The following is an 18,853-nucleotide window of genomic DNA, read 5'->3' as shown; positions in this document are numbered from 1 at the left end:
TCTAGATGACAACGGTGATGATGTAAATAACACATCAATAAATACTGCGAAGTGCTAAACAGTAAATAAGACAGTCAGTAAAATGTATGAATTTTGAGCTGAGGATAAGCGAGTAAAACAGAAAGTTAGATGATGATTATCATGATGGGGTGAGCTGGAGCGTGCGATGTGCTTTTAACATCAACTCCATTGAATGGGAGATGAGCCAGACTTGAATCTGGCTCATAGAGAAGGTTAACAGCCGTACGTTTTTGCTATGTAGTCTTCAAACTGCTTGCACATCAGCTCATCGGATGTAGCGTTGTCAGCTAAGCAATCAGCACCATCAACAATATTGATCTTTGCATTCAACGGTGCGGCATCGGGTCGTTCACGGGAGTTTAAATCAGCAATCTTTTGTTTCTGAATTTCCCACGCTTGCTCGGCGGTGAGGCTACATGCCTCGGCAAGATATTTGGCATTGAAGCCTTCCCCCGTCAGACTCTTGATGGTGTCATTGTGAGACAAGTGATTGCCTGCACGCCAATAATGCTCTGCCAGCAAAGGGCCAATATCAGGGTTGTCAGTCAGGTACCCAAACCTGTTGAGGAAGTAAGCGCGTGTCTGATAGACGGCCATGTTGGCAAGCAAGTAACCGTGATAAGCACAGGACGCTTCGTCAGAAAGTAAATGAGGAATCGCCATCAATGGGCGAGGGCTGCATTCTAGTCCCAGAATCTGCTTTTCACACTGACGAGCCAATGCTGTAATGTGTTCTGCCGTCAGTTCCTCATCGCTAAGCTGATACAAGGCTCGCTCAAAGTAAGGCACCACCAAAATGCTACGTTCCTGATACGCTTTAAACGGCTGGCTGCTATTGATCATCGATTGAATGAGCTCGTCTGGAACTGGATTTCCATTCGCATCCAGAGCGTATTGTTTCAGCCAGTCAGCATCATTCAGCAGGCTGTCACAGAACATGGATTGAGTTTCGGCATAAGCCATGGACGTCGGTGCAAACTCCTGAGAAAAACAAGGTGAGTTCATTTTGACGTTAGCAAAGTGGGCGGCATGTCCCCCTTCATGGAAAAGGGTGTTGATGCCATCATAACCGCTGCCAATCTGATCGGGCTTTGCGTTACTGGTGAAATTGACCTTGGCTGCTATCCATCGCCCGTCGTCATAAAACGAAGGTATCGGGCCGTGGCAAAAACCGTTTTGGTATTTACCTTGACGATCCAGCAAGTCCAGAGTGAGTTCGGCACCAGAGTAATCAATGTTTAGCCGACCGAAAGATTCTACCCAGCGTCTGAGTGACTTGGAAAACGGAACGTATGGATCCAGCTCACGCATCGAATCGCCAGAAAAAGAGTAATTGAAGTTGTAACCTGTGAGCGCATTTTGGCCTTTCTCACTGGCGAGTTTATCTAAGCTGGTGAGATTAACTTGTCTGGTCCGCTGCTCGAAATCATCCAGAATGGCAAACAACTCAGTGGTGGTCATTTTTTCGTTTTTCAGTACTGAGTAATCGAAGAAATTGTCGTGCCCCAACGAGCGAGCAAACTGGTTACGCAGTTTGACTAAATCGATAAAGCCATTGCCAAGTAGCCATTGCTCAAGATCTAACAATGCTTGATGTGCTGACTGGCGCACGGCTTCATTCTCGTTTGCCATTATGGTTGAGCGTAGTGCTGGTAAAGAGGCGTCAACTTGTTCTCCTTCTTCGTTGACGTAAACCAGTGCATGATTTTGTTTTTTCTCAAATAGTTCCGTTTCAAATGCTATCAGTTCTGTCTTGAGTGCCTGAGCTTTATCTCCTTCGATAGCGTGTGAGCGGAAAGTGGCTAGCCAGCCTTCAAGCCCTATCTGAGTTTGTTTACGCTCTTCTAAGTCAGCTATTTCATTGAGCGTGCTGAGCTGTTGTTCGATGTCAGAAATCTGATCGGCATTACTCAGGAAGTGAGTCCATGCGGTTTGCGCAGTGGCAAAACGATCATGTTCGTTGCTGATCCCCATGTAGGTGTCCCAGAACAAATCTTCTTTGGTACGATGAACGTCTAGATAACGCTGGTTAAGATCTTTGAGGTATTGAGTTGCAGTCATTTCAGTCCATAAAATGGTGGTGTGAAGCACTATTATGGCATGATTTATATAATGAAATTAGTTACATACGTGGCGTTTTTGATGTTTTCTCAATACCGAGCTCTGAGCGAGTTTACGTTTAACACTCGCCAACGTACTGTGCGGTGATTTCCTCCATAAAGTTGAGCATGGCTTTTAAGCGAGGAGAATGAGTGGTTTTGCTAGCGTAAACGGCTGAAATATTCACATGCGGTAAAACGTTAATATCATGGGCGATTTGTACTAGCTTACCGTCACGACACAATTGACGACAGTAAATGTCAGGCAGCAGAGAAACGCCACTGCCAGATGCGACCATATCTCGCACCAGAAGAACATCATCCAGTTGGTTGGCATGTTTAAACTCTATGGTTTGTTTACCGCCATCAGTCCTTGTTGAGTACAGCATCGACTGGTTATTCTCCTGATCGTGATAAAAACTGACGTGCTGTTGCAAAGTCTCCAACGTAGCCGATTGGAGCTCTGGATTCGCCAGCAAGTATTCAGGTGTGCAGAACCAGAGTAATTTCACAACAGTGAGCCTTTTGGCATAAAAACCAGAAGGGGCTAAATCACCGAGCTGAATCGCGAGATCAAGTTTGTCTTCCAGTAAGTGAGCACGGTGCGACATGCTGCGAATAGATAGCTGTATATCGGGGTAACGTTCGGTGAAGGCCTTAAGGTTAGGTGACAATATTTCCCGAGAAAAGGCGAAAGTAGTCGCGATGCGGAGCGTGCCACACAGAGTTTGCGATGGAACTTGCTCTTTGATTGCAGACAGGTTCTGCATCAGCGGCTTAAGTTGATTGTACAGCTGTTCTCCGTCTGAGGTCAGGTTCAGATGTCGGCTGTTTCTCTCAAGCAGTTTAATATTCAACGACTCTTCCAATCTGTTTATGGCTCGGCTGACACTGGATTTTTGATTGCCAAGCCTTTTTGCTGCTTTTGAAACGCTGCCAGTTTCGATGACGGCAATAAATATCGGAAGATCGTTTAGGTTCCAGTCCATACTATCTGCTTTCTCTCTCAATTTGATTCTTTAATAACACATTGAAACCTATATCCAAAGCAACGCTGTGTTGCCAATTTTGCGCTATTTGGCTTGAGTGAAAACTTCTAACCTTTGGACTATGTCAGCCCTACTTAAGGCCAATAATGAAAACTTCATCAGTTCCTAACTTAACCCGAGCCTGTTTACTACTTGGTAGCAGTTTGCTCGTCATGGCCAATGCTGCGATTGCGCCGTCTTTGACTGAACTAAACCATGTGTTTGATGACCCGTTCGGCGTTTCACTGTTAATGACGCTTCCCTCCATTGCGGTCATTGGCTTTGCGCCATTTGTGAGTCGTATGATTGACTACTTGGGGGAGAAGAAAAGCTTAATGTTAGGGCTTGGATTTTATGGAGTCGCGGGTAGTAGTGGCTTGTGGCTGGATTCATTAGCAGCGTTGCTTGTTGTAAGAGTCATTTTCGGGGCAAGTATCGTCATCTGCATGACGGTTATCAACCAGTTGATTAGCGACTACTTTTTAGGTCAGGAAAGAGTGCATTTCATCTCTCAACAGGCCATTGCGGTAAACCTTGGAGGGATTGCTTTTGTCGTTGCCAGCGGTTGGTTAGCCTCTTTGCATTGGCGACTGCCTTTTACTATTTACCTGATTGCTTTGCTTACACTCGCAATGTCGTTAAAAGGAATTCCCTCAAGTAAAAAAGTGCGTACTCAATTTCGGCCTAAACTGGGCTGGTTGGGCTTTAGGTCGGTTTTGCCGTTTTATCTACTTGGGTGTGTGGGTATGTTGTCATACTACCTAGTATTGCTTGGCTTACCTTATCTATTGAAAACGTCTCAAAGTTTCAACAGCTCTGAAACGGGGTTGGCGATGGGGGCGATGAGTCTGTTGTCAGCCTTCGTAGCGTATTTCTTTAGACATGGCGTCATCAACTATGGTGAGAAACTTGTCATGGCACTTTGTTTCGTGTGTTTCACCACCTCATTTTGGGCGTTGTCGCAAACACAATATGATTGGCGCGCGTACATAGTATTAGTCAGCACAGGTATTGGGTTTGGATTATTGCTGCCAGTGCTCACTCATCTGGTTATTCAGACGAGCATACCAGCGCAGAGAACATCCGTGCTGAGCGGTTTTGTGATGTTCTATTTTCTGGGGCAGGCGTTGAGCGCCTTCGTGCTCGATTTGCAAAACCTGTTTGGTACAGAGCGTTTTTTCCTATTGCTGGGTAGTTTAATTGGTGTGGTAAGCCTTTTGTGCTTCAAGTTAGTCCCTGACCTCAGAGAGACGGTTGTGGAGGAAGTGGCATGAATTTCCGCGTGATTGACTCAACAGCAGTGCCTCAAGCAATGAAAAGCTTGGGCTCACTGACACAGGTTTTACGTTCTGCGAGTGAAGATTTCCAGATTCAACCGTTACGTGTGGTCAGTCAAAGCCCGATCTACACACGGGAAGTGATACTTTGTGACGGCGCCTTGCCTTTGGTTTGGGCTAAATCAACTTTGTTTTCTAAGCATGAGAAAACAGTTGCAGCGTATTGCGGCTTAGAAGGTCAATCATTGGGAGAGCAGCTACTTTTCTCCTATCAATCGGTTAAGCGTAGCCCTTATCAATTTATTGAGTTCTCACTTCCTACAATCGGTCATTCGGAGCAGTGTGACCTCATGCAGAGCCAAGGAAGAATCTCTAGGTTTACATGGCAAGAGCATAACTCGACACTGGTTTTGATCGAAGTGTTCTATCATCAGGCACTCAAAATGATCGATACAACCCAGTCGTTGGAAGATTGAAATTTCAACAATGTGGTTGAAATATGTGCTTGCAGTGAGAGACAAAGAGCGAGCCGAAAACAGTCTAGCGATAAAATGTCGTGAGGACGGGACAATTACTCAGGTAGCTGTTGATGAACTCATTGTTTATCTCAAGGAAAAACTAAGACAATCACACCAGAAAGGGGGCTGTTCGGAGGCGACACTTTCTTTGGCTTAGTCTTGTTAGACGGTTGTGAGAGATCAGGTAGGCCTGCGGGCCTACCTATGTGTTATTGAACTTAGGTTTCAACGCCTAGTTTTTTCCCCATTCGGTACAAATTACCACGGTCCATTTGTAGAAACTCTGCCGCTTTAGACCATGTCCGGTTCGATTTTTCCAGAGCGTGAACAATCAGGTCTTTCTGGTAAGACTCAACGAGATCTCTCATTCCTTGGCTACTTTGCGGCAGGTAGTGTGATGTGCTTTTTACATCCGTATTCTCAAAGCCGCCGTCAAAGTGATTGAGGTGAATAATCTGCTGTTGATCTTGAATGGCTCTTAACGCTGCGCGGGTTAGCGTATGCTCTAGTTCTCGTACATTACCGGGCCAGTTCTGTTTTTCCAAAAGCACCAAGGCTTTGGGGTGTAAATGCAGGTTCGGAATGTTGAACTGGCTGCGAACTTTTTCCAGAAGGTAGCCCGCAAGAACAGGTATATCACCCTCACGGTTGCGCAGCGCAGGAACGGAAATCGGGAACACATTTAGACGGTGGAACAGGTCAGCGCGAAATTGCCCTTGTTCGACTTCATTTTCAAGTGAACGGTTCGTTGCCGCAATGATTCTGACATTGACCAGTAAATGCTTGTCACTACCCACACGTTGCAGCTCACCTTGCTGAATCACACGCAGCAGCTTCGCTTGCAGAACTAAAGGTAGCTCTCCCAATTCATCAAGAAAAATGGTGCCGCCATCAGCCAGCTCGAATTTACCTGCTCGTGAGCTGTTGGCTCCGGTAAAGGCGCCTTTGACATGACCAAACAGCTCACTTTCTGCCAAGCCTTCGGGTAAAGCCGCGCAGTTGACGTAAATCATTGGTTTGTCTCGGCGGCTTGATTGCGCGTGGACACTATGAGCCACCAACTCTTTTCCTACACCCGTTTCACCTGTGATCAAAACGGCATAATCTGATTGAGCGACGGTGGCAATATTGGTTCTAAGCTGCTGAATTTGAGGACTAAGGCCGACCATCTCCCCCTGCTTTGAGCGGGCTTGCTGAATCAGGGTTTGAGTGACAGAGCGTTGTTTGCGATTTTGTGCTTTGAGCGCTTTAATTTGGCCAATATTGCGTAACGTGGCAGCCGCCAGTGCTGCAAACGTCTCAATGGTCATTGGTTCTATGGCATCAAACGCGCCGATGTTGAGCGAATCCAGCGTCAGTATGCCGACCAGTTGTCCATCCACGTATAAGCTGCAACCGAGGCAGTCATGCACATCTAGCTCAGCCTCTTCGCTGAGTAGTACACCACTAAAGGGATCAGGTAGCTCACAATCGGCACTAAACCGAACCGGTTGCTTGCTCGCCATGATTGCTTCCAGCCTCGGGTGCGCTTGAGGAAAGAACCGTCGACCGAGGACGCTGGTGGACAAGCCTTTCACCGCAACGGGGGTGAGAAATCCATCCTGATCCAAAATGAATAGCGCGCTGGCATCGCAAGGAAATACCCGATCAATACCATCAATCAAGTGCTGATACTGGGCTTCGCTGTTGAGGTTGGAACTCAGGTTGAGGGCTATTTCCAATAGCACCTGATTCATTTTTGCATCCATAGCTGACTTCGGTAGTGAACGACGTCAGCCATGCTATCAGCGCGTTGTCGTTTTCACATCGTCATAAAGGATAGAAACGCCATACGTTTGATTAAGGTCAATTTTGAGGTGCAATAGTTCGCATATGTGAGAGTTGTCGAATTATTAATTGATTTAAGTGATGGATTGGGTGATTTAGAGTGGTTAATCTAATATCATCCACGCCTTTGAAATCCTATAAAAAGTATTTAATCAGTTGCTCTAGTTGAAATTATTATGAAATATCAATTACTCCCTTTATTACTCTGTTCTCTTTTAGCGGGTGGCTGCGGAGGTGGAGGCGGTGGTGGAGGTGCTAATGACTCTGGAAGCAATAGCACCACGCAAAGTGTCTCTCAAAGAGCGCAAGATTTGTTTTTGGATGCTTTAGCCTACGATGATCAAGGCGATCAAACCAAAGCTTTTGAACTTTATACCCAAGCCGCGGACCTAGGTCACAGTGGTGCTCAGAACAACTTGGGGGTTATGTACACAGAAGGTGTCGTGACTGCACAAGATAACGATGCGGCGAATCGTCTGTTTTTAGCTTCTGCTAATCAAGGGAATATGTTTGGCCAGTATAACTTAGGAAATTCCTATTATTCCGGACGTGGTGTTGAAGTTGACTACGATCAGGCTCTCCATTGGCTTCAATCTTCTGCAAAGCAAGAACATAGTACCTCGCAAAACTTGATTGGTGTTATGCACGAAGATGGTAAAGGAGTTGAACAAAGCAGCGATGAGGCGATCGTTTGGTATCGACGCGCAGCAGGTAATGGAAGCCCAAGCGCAAAATTTAATCTAGGACGAGCATACCAACAGGGTATGTCTGTGGATCAGGATTATGCGCTCGCCTACGAATGGTATGAGCAAGCGGGAAGAGATGATCACAGCTTAGCTTTGTACAAAATGGCTGAGTTTAATCTAAATGGAATAGGCAGAGATCAAGATCTTTCTTCAGGGCGCTACTATCTAGAAAGATCAGCAGAGCAAGGCTACAGCGCTGCTCAGTTTGAGTTAGCGCAGCACTTTGCTACCGGTAAACTCAATGGACAAGATTACACCTCCTCAAATTTTGAACAGGCACGTCGATGGTATGGAAAAGCTGCTGCTCAAGGTGATGTGGCGGCCAAGAATGATCTCGCAAAACTTTATGCCTATGGTCAAGGTGGGAAAACAGACTACGTTGCAGCTCATACTTTATTAGTCGAAACCGCCCAACAAGGTTATATCATCGGGCAACTAAATCTTGCTGAATTGTATGAACTTGGCCATTTAGGTAGCCCAGATTTTGATAAAGCACTTACTTGGTATGAAACCGCCAAAAAACAGTGTGATTTGCTAGAAACACTACCAGACTATTGCGCAGCTGTTTATGTGTCATTAGGAAACTTGTATGAAAATGGGCGAGGCGTACATTACAACTATACTACGGCTCTTGAATATTACCATAAGGCTGCAGATGCTAATTACAAGCCGGCGTATACACGCATTGGCGAGTTGTATGTAAATGGTAAAGGTGTGGAGCTCAATTACCAAACAGCTAAAACATGGTTTGATAAAGCACTTGTGGGGAGTTCTCCTGAGCCTAGTGCTCAAAATAGTATGGGTCATCTTTATGAACACGGGTTAGGTGTCGATATTGATCTTGAGCGAGCCAAGCAATGGTATCAAAAAGCTATAGAGCAAGACTTTTCGCCTGCGTATACAAACATGGGGGAACTCGTGGGGCGTAATGAGGAGCTTTACTGGTATCGCAAAGCAATTGCATTTTACGATTTTGATCCACGCGCCCTATATCAATTGGGTGAGGTTTGTAGTCTTATCAATGACCCTGGTTGTACTTTTAAAGAAAAACAAACAGATTGGACGCTTCGCGCTATAGAAGCTGGCGTTATTGAAGCTATGTTCAGCCTTGGTGAAAAAAATGAGCGCTTGGCTAAGATGTCTCAACGTTATTACGTAGAGGCCGCAAAGTGGTATGAGCAAGCTGCTAACAAAGGGCATGTCCCTTCATTGCTAAAAATTGCCGCTATGTACGAGCAAGGTATTGGGGTTGATCTAAACCCCGAAAAGTCCGCCCAGTATTATTTGGCAGCAGCCGAGTTAGGTTCTGCTGAAGCACAATTCAAAATTGGGCATTTTTTCTTGTCTGGTTTTGGCGTTGTATTGGACTACGCAAATGCATACAACTGGTTGGATAAATCGCATTCACAGGGATATGTGGCAGCTGCAACGACTCTTGCGAAATTGTATGAAACAGGTAAGGGCGTAACGCAAAACTATCAGCAGGCGTTCAAGCTTTATGAATCGTCAGCACTCGCTTTAGACATGGAAGCTCAATACCAATTGGGTCTAATGTATATTAATGGCTTAGGTGTGGATATTGATCCTGTCGCCGGAAAGGCTTGGCTGATTCAAGCGGCAACCAAGGGACACAAACAAGCACACTCATTAACCTATTCTCCAATCGCCAATATTGTTGATAACTTCTATGCTACCGCTGTTCTTAGGCAGGATGGATCAGTTGTGACTTGGGGAAATAGTGACAAGGGTGGAAGCTCTCTGGAGGTGCGTGATCAGTTGGTAGCGGGCGTGGCTTCTATACATTACGGTGATGGTAATGGATTCGTTGCTTTAAAAGAAGATGGAAGTGTTGTTGCTTGGGGAGAAAAATACTCTGAAAGCTTCTCTTTAGTGAAAGACAAGCTTACGTCTGGTGTAAAGTCTATTCACACTGGCGATGGTAGCTTTGCTGCACTAAAAAGTGATGGAAGTGTTGTTACTTGGGGTAACTCCAAAAGAGGTGGTGACTCAAGTGCCGTTATGGATAAATTGTCCTCTGGAGTGACTGAAATTTTTACTGGTGAATGGTTTTTAGCGGCACTAAAAGACACTGGAGAATTGGTTATCTGGGGAGATGTTGCCCAAGATTCTCTTAGTGCCTCTCTTAGTTTTGGTGTTGTTGATGTTGCTTCGAATATGACAGCAGGCTTGGTATTGAAAGCAGATGGAACTCTCGTAACATGGCCTCGTTTAGGCTGGGGGATTGTATACCCATCACATGTTCCCGAAGGTATACTTGGCGAAGCCAAAGCGGTTGTAACAAGCCATGATGGCCTTGTAATACTCAACAAAGTTGGAAACACTATTTGGTGGAATTATCGAGCCTATCTAACCCCTTTTCCTTTAGGTATTGAACAGTTAGTTGTTAGTATATTTCCTTCCTGCTATGTAGGATATAAGCTCGATGGGACTACCTACTCTTGGTGCTTATACACTCAACCCAAAGAGATTCCGCAATCTGATAGTCCAGTTAAGCAAGTGGTGACAAGTGCTCGTGGGTTCGCTGTACTAAAAGAAGATGGTAGTTTAACTTCTTGGCAGCATGACAGTTCAACCTACAAACTAGAATTTGGTTACTTTCAAACATCGTCCGTCAAATCTATGGTGAGCAACTACAGTTCTTTTGCAGCATTGCGTAATGACAAAACGGTTGTATCGTGGGGAGAAGTTTCTACGAGTACACCTGATGGTGGTGAGAACCCTGAGTTAGCCAGTAAATTAGTGAATGTGGAGCGGCTATTTGCGGGACGTAGAGGTTTTTACGCAGTTAGAGCAGATGAATCTGTTGTGGTGTGGGGAAGTGTGGAATCGTTAATTAATGAGAAACAAAATGTCTTTGTTGATCAAAGTGTAGTGTTAAATCCCCCTAGCTAAGACGTTGATAAACGGGTGCATTGTATGCGCCCGTTTCTGTCTACGTTGAAAAAGAAAACTTCCTAGACTAGATATTTCCAAACTGCGCTCTGTACTTCTGCGGTGAAACGCCCACCAAGCGGCGAAAATGATGGCGCATGGTGACGGCGTTATCAAACCCTGCTTGGTTAGCCAATTGTTCGATTGGTAGGGACTCGGTTTCCAGCAACCCTTTTGCCCTTTCGATGCGCTGTTGGATTAGCCATTCTTTAGGGGAAAGGCTGAAACTGGCGCGAAATTTACGATCAAAAGTACGTCGAGACATGCTGGCTTGTTGAGCCCAGTCTTCGACAGTGATGGCTTTATCCAGATTCGCAGACGCCCAGGCGATAGCTTGTGAAAATGTGCCCGGAACTTTGAGCATGGGTGTTTCAACAAACTGCGCTTGTCCGCCTGTTCGGTGGGAAGATATGACCAGCCTTTTCGCGACCTGATTGGCAATCTGATAGCCGTAGTCGTGACGGATAATCGCCAGACCAAGGTCGAGGGCAGATGCACTTCCAGCTGAACAACCAATCTGTCCATCTAATACGTAAAGTACATCTTTCTGGTATTCGACATCAGGGAAATGCTCACGAAATGCATTTTCATACATCCAGTGTGTGGTGGCTTTACGCCCTTTAAGCAGTCCGAGTTTTCCCAGCAAAAAAGAGCCTGAACAGAGCGACAAAACGCGTTTACCATCAGCGACAAACTGACGAATCTCGCGCTGAATCAGGGGAGGAATCGCGTAGTCTCCAGTCGGCCAGCCGGGAATGATCAATGTGTGGTAACTCTTTAAACTCTCTACGAATGTCGTCCTGAGAGTAACACCGCCTGTGCTGTCAACATCTTTATTCTCCATATTAATTATCTCGCAGTCATACCAAGGATCGAACTCTGGTCGAGGCAAGGCAAACAGTTCCGCAGCGCAGGACATTTCAAACAAGGTGATGTGAGAGTGGGCAAGAATGGCAACTTTGATCATCTGGAAACTCGTTAGTGAGTGACAGTCTTTGGCTGATTATTATCGAATATTGACTTTTAGGCCAGTGTTGAGTTGCTCATTTCAACGCAATAATGATTCAAAAGACAAACAAGGAGACGTTATGACAAGTGCAGTAACTAGAGTTCCAGCCGCTAGTAGTGAGCGTGCGTTGGTGCATTTCAGTCGGCTATTAGAATTTGAAACAGACTGCTGGGATGTTCATCATGCCATCAGCAATGATCGTATGGATTTTGTGTTGCTTGATGTCAGAGGAGAAGAGCTGTTTGCGCAAGGACACGTAAAGGGAGCGATTAACATTCCTCACCCGAGGTTGAATGAAAAGAGCCTGAATGCCTTTCCACCAGACACGAAGTTTGTGGTGTATTGTGCGGGGCCACACTGTAATGGCACCGAGAAGGCGGCTATTCGTTTGGCAAAACTTGGTAGACCTGTGAAAAAAATGATTGGTGGAGTCACTGGCTGGCTTGATGAAGGGTTTGAGCTGGTTAAACAGGAGGTTGAAACATGCGTTTAATTGTTGGAACAGATTCTACGTGGTCTTTGCGCGCTTGGATATGTGCTTACATTGCAGGAATAGAGATGGAAACTCAGGTGATCGATCTATCGAAACCTGAGGCGAAAGAACAGCTTAAACTGATGTCTCCGACAGGGCTCGTACCAGCACTCACTACGGATAACAACTGTGTAATCCATGATTCGCTTGCTATTAGTGAGTATTTAAACGAGCTATCGGGAGGGAAATTGTTACCTCAAAGCGAGTCTCAACGAGCAGAAGCACGGAGTTTATGCTGTGAAATGCACTCAGGTTTTGTTGCATTGAGAACGTATTGCTCGTTTACTCTGGATAAACCGGATGTCGACCCACTTCCTATGCAAGAGCTGGCTTCTGATCTCACGCGTATCAACACCATTTTTGCCAAGGCTCGGCTGCCGTTTATGTACGATGAGCCGACCATGGTTGACGCCTTCTATGCGATATTAGCTTACCGGCTTGAGAGTTACGGCCTTTCTCTTCAAGGCAAAGCGGCGAACTACCAAAGAAGCTTGCTTGAGTGGCACGGATTGACCAGTGCGATTGAAGCCGCCACAGAGTGGCGTAACGGGTGATTGAGGAATCTACAATGGCTCTATGATTAACATGCATAGAGTCATTGTAAAAATGTCATTTGAGTCATAACGAGAGGCTCAATACACTTCGCGCTCTTTATTTTCTTGCTGAGACTATGAATCATGTTTTCTCAATCACTTTTTGCTCAGCTCGTGAGAATGACGGTATTGCTTTGCCTAACTCTGTTGGCCGTCCATCAGTCACCGCGTCTGATGGAGCTGTTAGCGGAGCAGGCCACCAATAGCGGTTGCCACCAGCAAAGTCATGATATGTCCGGTGACCATTCTCATCATCACCATCATTAAGGTAAGTTCATGAGCATTTTCCGTTTTCCAGCAATGGTCTGGTTAGGCATCGCCATTTTGGTCATCTGCCTGGGTATCAGGCAATCATTTGGTATCTTCATGATGCCGGTTTCCGATTACTTTCACACAGGACGTGAATTTTTCAGCTTTGCTATTGCGCTGCAAAATTTGCTTTTTGGTGTATTTCAGCCGTTCGTCGGTATGGCTGCCGACCGATTTGGTGCTAAACGCATCATCATTGCAGGTGCTATCGCGTATGGCGTCGGCCTGTATTTGACCTCGATCGCTGTCGAACCTTCAACACTTTATTGGACACTTGGTGTTCTCGTTGGTTTAGGCCTGAGCGCAACCAGCTATGTCATTGTCCTTGGTGCTGTTGCTAAAGTTGTCCCTGCGGAGCACGCAGCAAAAGCGTTTGGCTTGACCACCGCCGCAGGCTCTTTTGGTATGTTTGCTATGATTCCCGGAGCGCAGATGCTGCTGAGTGATTTGGGGTGGCAAGGGGCATTACAGAGCTTCGCTATTCTCTGCTCAACAATGATTGCATTTGCATTGTTTATGCGAGCGCCGAAAACAACGGCCAGCCAAGGAAACTCTTCCAGTGAAACAAAGGAAGATCATTTAACGCTTAGGCAGGCGTTAAGAGAGGCGTTTTCTCATAGAGGCTATTGGCTGATCCATCTTGGTTTCTTCGTTTGCGGCTTCCATGTGATGTTCATTGCGACGCACCTACCTAGCTATTTAGCAGACAAACAGTTACCAGCCTCAACGGCTGCGATGGCACTCGCCTACGTCGGGGTTTTCAATATTTTCGGCTCTTACTTTTGGGGAGTGATGGGCGATAAATTCAGCAAACGCCATGTGATGTCGGCTCTGTATCTGATGCGTACCATGGTGATTGGCGCATTTGTGACGTTGCCAGTCACAGAGCATACAGCGGCGATATTTGGTGCGGCCATTGGTTTTTGTTGGCTAGGTACGGTGCCATTGACGTCTGGCTTAGTAAGGCAGATCTTTGGCGCTAAGTATCTGTCGACGCTTTATGGGCTGGTCTTTTTCACACATCAGGTCGGTAGCTTCTTAGGCGCTTGGGCTGGTGGCCGTATTTACGATTACTACGGTTCTTATGAGCCCATTTGGTGGTCGACGGTTGTACTCGCGTTTGCTGCGGCGATTATTCACCTGCCAATCAACGACAAGCCTGTTCGACGCTTTGCAGTAGCGTAATAAATTTATTCACCACAAGTCTTAGTTCCTGTTTTTCACGTACTAACGTGAAAGAGAAAAGTCAGGAGCTGAGGCTTGAAACAAAAAGTTGGTCTTTACTGGTTCACTTGTGATCTTCGCATCCAAGATAACCCATTGCTATGGCAGGCGAGTTGCGAAGTTGACAGCCTGCTTTGCGTCTATTGCTTGCCTCAAATGGACAGATATCTGGTTCGTTATTCACAAGAGCAGAGTTTAGGCTCTGAGAGATTGGCATTTCTGCAACAATCCGTGGCCTGTTTATCGCAGTCTCTCGAAAATATGGGCCAGAAATTGCTCGTTTTTGATGACCGTCCCCTAGATGTTCTCAATCGTTTTATCCAAGATTACGGCGTCACGCATTTTTACTGTGATCTTTTTTCCGGTGTCAATGAGCAAAGCGTAGTCGATAGGTTGTCTCAGCTACACTCGGATCTCACCTGCATTCAAGAGCCAGTTAACACACTCTTCAGCCAACGCCTTCTCCCTTTTACGTTAGGTGAATTGCCCAGCACTTTTACTCAATTCAGAAAGCAAGTCGAGCACCTTCCTATCGGTGTAGATTCAAGCCTGTCTGCATTGCCAGAACCACCTGCGCAGGTAATCAGCACATTAAACATGGAACAGGTATCGTGTCTGCTATTCGCTGGCGGAGAAACTCTAGGGTTTGCTCACTGTTCAGGTTACTTTACTACATCTTTAGCAAGTCACTACAAACAAACTCGCAACGAGCTTGATGGTTTTGACTTTTCTACTAAGTTTTCTCCGTGGCTAGCCGTAGGATGCCTGAGTCCGAAGAGGATCTTTGTATTGCTTCAAGAATATGAGCAGAGGGAGGGGGCAAATGACTCAACATACTGGATTTTCTTTGAGCTGTTGTGGCGTGAGTATTTCCATTGGTACGGAAAACTGTGGGGAAGACGTCTGTTTAAGTTTTCCGGCTTGAAAGATGCTGCTCCATTGACAAGTTTTTACAGCTACCGTTTTCAGCAATGGAAGCATGGTGAAACTCAATACCCAATCGTCAATGCTTGCATGAATCAGCTTAAAGCGACGGGCTACATGTCCAATAGAGGCAGGCAGCTCGTAGCAAGTTGTTTGATTCATGAACTTGGTTTGGATTGGCGCTACGGGGCAGCCTACTTCGAGACTCAACTTGTTGATTATGATGTCGCTTCGAACTGGGGGAATTGGCAATATTTGGCGGGCGTGGGTGCGGACCTTAGAGGTTCTCGTCATTTTAATTTAGCGAAACAAACGGAAATGTACGATCCAGATAAGGTTTTCATAGAGCGGTGGCATGGAAACAAAGTGATTACACCAAGTGATCATGTTGATATGGTCGACTGGCCACTCTCTTGTTCAAAAGGAGATGAGTAAGATGACGTTTAACACTATCCGCCTTATTCTCGGCGATCAGCTCAATATGCGTCACTCTTGGTTTAATGAATCAGACGAATCAGTGTTGTACTTGATTGCAGAGCTCCATCCAGAGGCAACTTATGTTAGGCATCACGTACAAAAGGTGTGTGCATTTTTCGCTGCAATGCAGGCCTTTGCGCATGAGCTTCAGCAAGATGGGCACGAAGTGTTGCATCTCAATCTGGGCCAAACTTTGGAATTTTCTGATGTCTCGCAACTCGTTCATCACTATGTCAAAGAGTCTGGTGCAACAGTGTTCGAGTATCAAAGACCAGATGAGTTTCGTTTAGCAACGCTCCTCGATGAAATAGAGATACAAGGCTGCCGTATTCAACGTACAGAGAGTGAACATTTCCTTCTTCCTTTTGAGCAGATTGAGCAGCACTTTCCTCAAGGAAAGCACATTATGATGGAGCACTTCTATCGTAAAATGCGAAAAAACTTCAGCATCTTAATGGATGATGGAAAACCCAAAGGTGGAAAGTGGAATTACGATGCGAACAATCGCAACAAACTCAAAGCAGCGGATATAGAGCGTTTGCCGACCCCTCTAATGTTTGGCAATGATGTCACCGAGATTAGAGCGTCGCTTGAGCGGCACAATATCAGCACCATAGGGCAACTTGAAGGCCCGTTGTTATGGCCGATTAACCGCAATCAAAGTCTGACATTGCTTGCCCACTTTTGCTCCGTATGCCTACCTAACTTTGGTCGGTTTCAAGATGCAATGACACAGGCGCATGAATCAAAATGGTCGCTTTACCATAGTCGATTGTCCTTCGCCTTAAACAGCAAAATGCTTCACCCTCTCGAAGTGATTGATAGTGCGTTGTCAGCGTATGAGTCAAACCCAGACATTGATATTTCTCAGGTAGAAGGCTTTATACGTCAAATACTCGGTTGGAGGGAATACATCCGAGGCGTGTATTGGGCCAATATGCCAGATTATGCTGAGTACAACCACTTCGACGCTATACGCCACTTGCCTGAGTATTTTTGGTCTGGAGAGACGAAGATGGCATGTATGAAGGAAGCCATCGGACAGTCGTTGGATTTTGCCTATGCGCACCATATTCAAAGACTCATGGTGACGGGCAACTTTTGTTTGTTAACAGAGATTGACCCAGCCCAGGTTGATGAATGGTATCTCGGTATCTATGTGGATGCGATTGAATGGGTAGAAATGCCTAACACCCGAGGTATGGCTCTGTTCGCGGATGGTGGCATTGTGGGAACTAAACCTTATGCTGCGAGTGGCTCGTACATCAATCGAATGAGTGACTACTGCAAAGGATGCCATTATAACCATAGTGAAAAAACGCAGGACAACGCATGCCCGTTGAATAGCTTGTATTGGCGCTTCATGCACAAACACAGAGAAATGCTAACGCAGAACCCACGTATTGGCGTTATTTATCGATCTTGGGACAATCTTGATGACCATGCACAAAGTGAGATTTTGCAAAAGGCAGAGTATTATTTGGAGCATATCGAAGCCTTGTAATTCAATCTCTAGCGTGGTGGAAAATAAAAACGTGCCAGAAGGTATTTTTGGGATCGCTTGAGAACAAATTAGATTATGATGAAGACCTTTGTTCCCAACGGTCTTTCTTTATATGTTTGCTGAATGGATAACGACAGAGGCATTGCTTGCTGCTTTCCTGATTTTCCTTGGCTCGTTCGTACAGACAGCGATCGGTTTTGGTTTAGCCATTGTTGCCGCGCCTCTACTGTTTCTTGTCTCGCCAGATTATGTTCCCGCCCCTATCTGCTTGGTAGCGCTCTATATCTCAATTCTGAATGCTTTGAAGCACCGTGATAGCGTAGAGATTGGTGGGCTTAAGATGGCGTTGATTGGCCGTGTCCCTGGCTCTATAGCGGGAGGCGTGCTATTGGTGATGGTATCTACCGACTTGTTGGCATTATGGCTTGGTCTATTGGTGCTGTTTGCTGTCGCAGTGAGCTTACTTCCTTTTCGTATTGAACCGACACCAACCCGCATGGGCGTTGCAGGTTTCTTTTCTGGCTTCTTCGGCACCAGTTCAGGTATTGGTGGACCGCCGATGGCTTTGTTGTTACAACATCAGGAAGCGAATCAGTTGAGAGGCAATTTGTCGGCCTTTTTTGTATTCAGCTCAATCATTTCGTTGATTATCCAAATGCCGGCGGGCTTTTTGACTACGCACCATCTGTGGATCAGTATTCCGCTTCTTCCTGCTGCATGGCTGGGTTATAAACTCGCTTTAGCAACGACTCAGTCTCTACCCAAAGAAAAGATTCGTCTTGGGGCATTGATGCTGTGTACCGTAAGTGGCGCGACGGCAGTCTGGCAGGGTTTGGCATAAGTCATTTTTATTGATGTTCATCTTAGGTTAAGGAAAAACCATGATACTAGAAGTCGCAATTCTGGATGTGAAGCCGGATATGGAGAAAGATTTTGAGCAAAACTTTGCAAAAGCTCAGGCCATTATTTCAAGCATGAAAGGCTATGTTTCACATCAGTTGCAACGTTGTATTGAAAATCCGGGGCGCTATATTTTGCTAGTGAACTGGCAAACATTGGAAGACCATGAAATCGGATTCAGACAATCTGCTGAGTACCAGGAATGGAAAGCACTTTTACATCATTTTTATGATCCATTCCCGACCGTAGAACACTATGAGAGTGTGTTCGGTTAAGGTTTTCTAAAAGGAGAAACAACAGGTTATGAGAACGATAGGTAATATAATTTGGTTTTTGCTCGGTGGCGTTGTCATGGGCCTGATGTGGTGGTTCTTCGGTCTGCTGGCTTTCATCAGTATCGTAGGTATTCCATGGGGACGCGCCTGTTTTGTCATGGGGAATTTTTCCTTCTTCCCATTTGGTCAGGAAGCGATTGCCCGAGATGAGCTGACCAATGAAATGGATATTGGAACCAGCCCGCTCGGTCTGGTCGGCAACGTCATTTGGTTTGTGTTTGCAGGTATCTGGTTAGCGATAGGCCACATCCTGTCAGCGGTGGCGTGTTTTGTGACCATCATAGGTATTCCATTTGCTATTCAGCACCTCAAACTGGCGTACATCTCGCTAGCGCCGATTGGTAAAACAGTGGTACCTAAAGAGCAAGCTGCAATGGCAAGATATTCTAAATAATGAAAGCCCCAATAGGGGCTTTTCTTTTGTCCGTCAATTATTAAGCAACTTCAGTCTAGTCCGGAAAGGCTCGTCAGAAATTCTTCTATCTCCTCCAATAAAAGAGACAGCGTCACCCGACAAATTGGACCTGTATGGCATTGACCCGACATAATTGTCATTTATAGTAGTTCGCTAAATTTGC

At 45.8% G+C, this 18,853-nt stretch carries 16 protein-coding genes; 12 read left to right on the top strand and 4 right to left on the bottom strand.

From position 1 onward, the window contains the following. Positions 1-234: 234 nt before the first annotated feature. Both QMA41_RS09010 and QMA41_RS09005 read right to left on the bottom strand, forming a co-directional pair. On the bottom strand, positions 235-2,082 hold the full coding sequence (locus tag QMA41_RS09010) for a M3 family metallopeptidase (RefSeq protein ID WP_281629433.1): 1,848 nt from the start codon (positions 2,080-2,082) through the stop codon (positions 235-237). A 118-nt stretch (positions 2,083-2,200) separates the two neighbouring features. Then, positions 2,201-3,109 carry a LysR family transcriptional regulator gene (locus QMA41_RS09005; RefSeq protein WP_281629432.1) on the bottom strand — a complete coding sequence of 303 codons (909 nt, stop codon included), beginning with the start codon at positions 3,107-3,109 and terminating at the stop codon, positions 2,201-2,203. Positions 3,110-3,255: 146 nt separating this feature from the next. Between QMA41_RS09005 and QMA41_RS09000 the strand changes: the two genes are divergently transcribed. Together QMA41_RS09000 and QMA41_RS08995 are read left to right on the top strand one after the other, a co-directional pair. Continuing rightward, the gene (locus QMA41_RS09000; RefSeq protein ID WP_281629431.1) at positions 3,256-4,422 is read left to right on the top strand and encodes an MFS transporter; all 1,167 of its coding nucleotides are present in this window, start codon (positions 3,256-3,258) and stop codon (positions 4,420-4,422) included. Then, the gene (locus QMA41_RS08995) at positions 4,419-4,901 is read left to right on the top strand and encodes a hypothetical protein (protein WP_281629430.1); all 483 of its coding nucleotides are present in this window, start codon (positions 4,419-4,421) and stop codon (positions 4,899-4,901) included. The genes QMA41_RS09000 and QMA41_RS08995 overlap by 4 nt, the downstream gene beginning before the upstream one ends. Before the next feature lie 260 nt (positions 4,902-5,161). Here QMA41_RS08995 and norR read toward each other — a convergent pair whose 3' ends face one another. Then, on the bottom strand, positions 5,162-6,691 hold the full coding sequence (gene norR, locus QMA41_RS08990) for a nitric oxide reductase transcriptional regulator NorR (protein WP_281629429.1): 1,530 nt from the start codon (positions 6,689-6,691) through the stop codon (positions 5,162-5,164). 255 nt (positions 6,692-6,946) lie between these two features. Here norR and QMA41_RS08985 point away from each other — a divergent pair, with 255 nt between their 5' ends. Further along, positions 6,947-10,429, top strand: a complete 3,483-nt coding sequence (locus QMA41_RS08985) for a hypothetical protein (RefSeq protein WP_281629428.1) — start codon at positions 6,947-6,949, stop codon at positions 10,427-10,429. Positions 10,430-10,496: 67 nt separating this feature from the next. On the opposite strand, the gene QMA41_RS08980 is transcribed toward QMA41_RS08985, so the two are convergent. Continuing rightward, positions 10,497-11,435 (bottom strand): helix-turn-helix domain-containing protein, encoded by a 939-nt coding sequence (locus QMA41_RS08980; RefSeq protein WP_281629427.1) that lies wholly within the window; start codon positions 11,433-11,435, stop codon positions 10,497-10,499. A gap of 121 nt (positions 11,436-11,556) precedes the next feature. Between QMA41_RS08980 and QMA41_RS08975 the strand changes: the two genes are divergently transcribed. The 9 genes from QMA41_RS08975 (at position 11,557) to QMA41_RS08935 (ending at position 18,669) form a co-directional block, all read left to right on the top strand. Next, positions 11,557-11,970, top strand: a complete 414-nt coding sequence (locus QMA41_RS08975) for a rhodanese-like domain-containing protein (protein WP_043009910.1) — start codon at positions 11,557-11,559, stop codon at positions 11,968-11,970. After that, entirely contained in the window at positions 11,961-12,563 is a 603-nt protein-coding gene (locus QMA41_RS08970; protein WP_281629426.1) for a glutathione S-transferase N-terminal domain-containing protein, read from the top strand. The genes QMA41_RS08975 and QMA41_RS08970 overlap by 10 nt, the downstream gene beginning before the upstream one ends. 123 nt (positions 12,564-12,686) lie before the next feature. Further along, on the top strand, positions 12,687-12,869 hold the full coding sequence (locus tag QMA41_RS08965; protein WP_080748888.1) for a hypothetical protein: 183 nt from the start codon (positions 12,687-12,689) through the stop codon (positions 12,867-12,869). A gap of 9 nt (positions 12,870-12,878) precedes the next feature. After that, a complete protein-coding gene (locus QMA41_RS08960) occupies positions 12,879-14,096 on the top strand; it encodes an MFS transporter (protein WP_281629425.1) in 1,218 nt (405 codons plus the stop codon). Between the two features lie 75 nt (positions 14,097-14,171). Continuing rightward, the gene (locus tag QMA41_RS08955; RefSeq protein ID WP_281629424.1) at positions 14,172-15,494 is read left to right on the top strand and encodes a DASH family cryptochrome; all 1,323 of its coding nucleotides are present in this window, start codon (positions 14,172-14,174) and stop codon (positions 15,492-15,494) included. A gap of 1 nt (position 15,495) precedes the next feature. Beyond that, positions 15,496-17,040, top strand: a complete 1,545-nt coding sequence (locus QMA41_RS08950) for a cryptochrome/photolyase family protein (RefSeq protein ID WP_281629423.1) — start codon at positions 15,496-15,498, stop codon at positions 17,038-17,040. A gap of 112 nt (positions 17,041-17,152) precedes the next feature. Beyond that, entirely contained in the window at positions 17,153-17,881 is a 729-nt protein-coding gene (locus tag QMA41_RS08945; RefSeq protein WP_021455525.1) for a sulfite exporter TauE/SafE family protein, read from the top strand. Positions 17,882-17,921: 40 nt separating this feature from the next. Next, positions 17,922-18,215: an antibiotic biosynthesis monooxygenase gene (locus QMA41_RS08940; protein WP_281629422.1), complete on the top strand. Its 294-nt coding sequence runs from the start codon at positions 17,922-17,924 to the stop codon at positions 18,213-18,215. Positions 18,216-18,243: 28 nt separating this feature from the next. After that, positions 18,244-18,669: a YccF domain-containing protein gene (locus QMA41_RS08935; protein ID WP_006961507.1), complete on the top strand. Its 426-nt coding sequence runs from the start codon at positions 18,244-18,246 to the stop codon at positions 18,667-18,669. The last annotated feature ends 184 nt before the right edge of the window (positions 18,670-18,853 follow it).

The sequence above is a fragment of the Vibrio sp. St2 genome (assembly GCF_947311885.1).
In the GTDB taxonomy this organism is placed as follows: Bacteria; Pseudomonadota; Gammaproteobacteria; order Enterobacterales; family Vibrionaceae; genus Vibrio; species Vibrio coralliilyticus.
Note: the sequence above shows the minus strand (reverse complement) of the source record. Positions and strands in the feature narration are given on the sequence as shown.

What these genes read in the sequence shown, in the direction of transcription:
- QMA41_RS09010 (WP_281629433.1), bottom strand. Translation starts at nt 2,082, where the DNA reads ATGACTGCAACTCAATACCTCAAAGATCTTAACCAGCGTTATCTAGAC.
- QMA41_RS09005 (WP_281629432.1), bottom strand. Translation starts at nt 3,109, where the DNA reads ATGGACTGGAACCTAAACGATCTTCCGATATTTATTGCCGTCATCGAA.
- QMA41_RS09000 (WP_281629431.1), top strand. Translation starts at nt 3,256, where the DNA reads ATGAAAACTTCATCAGTTCCTAACTTAACCCGAGCCTGTTTACTACTT.
- QMA41_RS08995 (WP_281629430.1), top strand. Translation starts at nt 4,419, where the DNA reads ATGAATTTCCGCGTGATTGACTCAACAGCAGTGCCTCAAGCAATGAAA.
- norR (WP_281629429.1), bottom strand. Translation starts at nt 6,691, where the DNA reads ATGGATGCAAAAATGAATCAGGTGCTATTGGAAATAGCCCTCAACCTG.
- QMA41_RS08985 (WP_281629428.1), top strand. Translation starts at nt 6,947, where the DNA reads ATGAAATATCAATTACTCCCTTTATTACTCTGTTCTCTTTTAGCGGGT.
- QMA41_RS08980 (WP_281629427.1), bottom strand. Translation starts at nt 11,435, where the DNA reads ATGATCAAAGTTGCCATTCTTGCCCACTCTCACATCACCTTGTTTGAA.
- QMA41_RS08975 (WP_043009910.1), top strand. Translation starts at nt 11,557, where the DNA reads ATGACAAGTGCAGTAACTAGAGTTCCAGCCGCTAGTAGTGAGCGTGCG.
- QMA41_RS08970 (WP_281629426.1), top strand. Translation starts at nt 11,961, where the DNA reads ATGCGTTTAATTGTTGGAACAGATTCTACGTGGTCTTTGCGCGCTTGG.
- QMA41_RS08965 (WP_080748888.1), top strand. Translation starts at nt 12,687, where the DNA reads ATGTTTTCTCAATCACTTTTTGCTCAGCTCGTGAGAATGACGGTATTG.
- QMA41_RS08960 (WP_281629425.1), top strand. Translation starts at nt 12,879, where the DNA reads ATGAGCATTTTCCGTTTTCCAGCAATGGTCTGGTTAGGCATCGCCATT.
- QMA41_RS08950 (WP_281629423.1), top strand. Translation starts at nt 15,496, where the DNA reads ATGACGTTTAACACTATCCGCCTTATTCTCGGCGATCAGCTCAATATG.
- QMA41_RS08945 (WP_021455525.1), top strand. Translation starts at nt 17,153, where the DNA reads ATGTTTGCTGAATGGATAACGACAGAGGCATTGCTTGCTGCTTTCCTG.
- QMA41_RS08940 (WP_281629422.1), top strand. Translation starts at nt 17,922, where the DNA reads ATGATACTAGAAGTCGCAATTCTGGATGTGAAGCCGGATATGGAGAAA.
- QMA41_RS08935 (WP_006961507.1), top strand. Translation starts at nt 18,244, where the DNA reads ATGAGAACGATAGGTAATATAATTTGGTTTTTGCTCGGTGGCGTTGTC.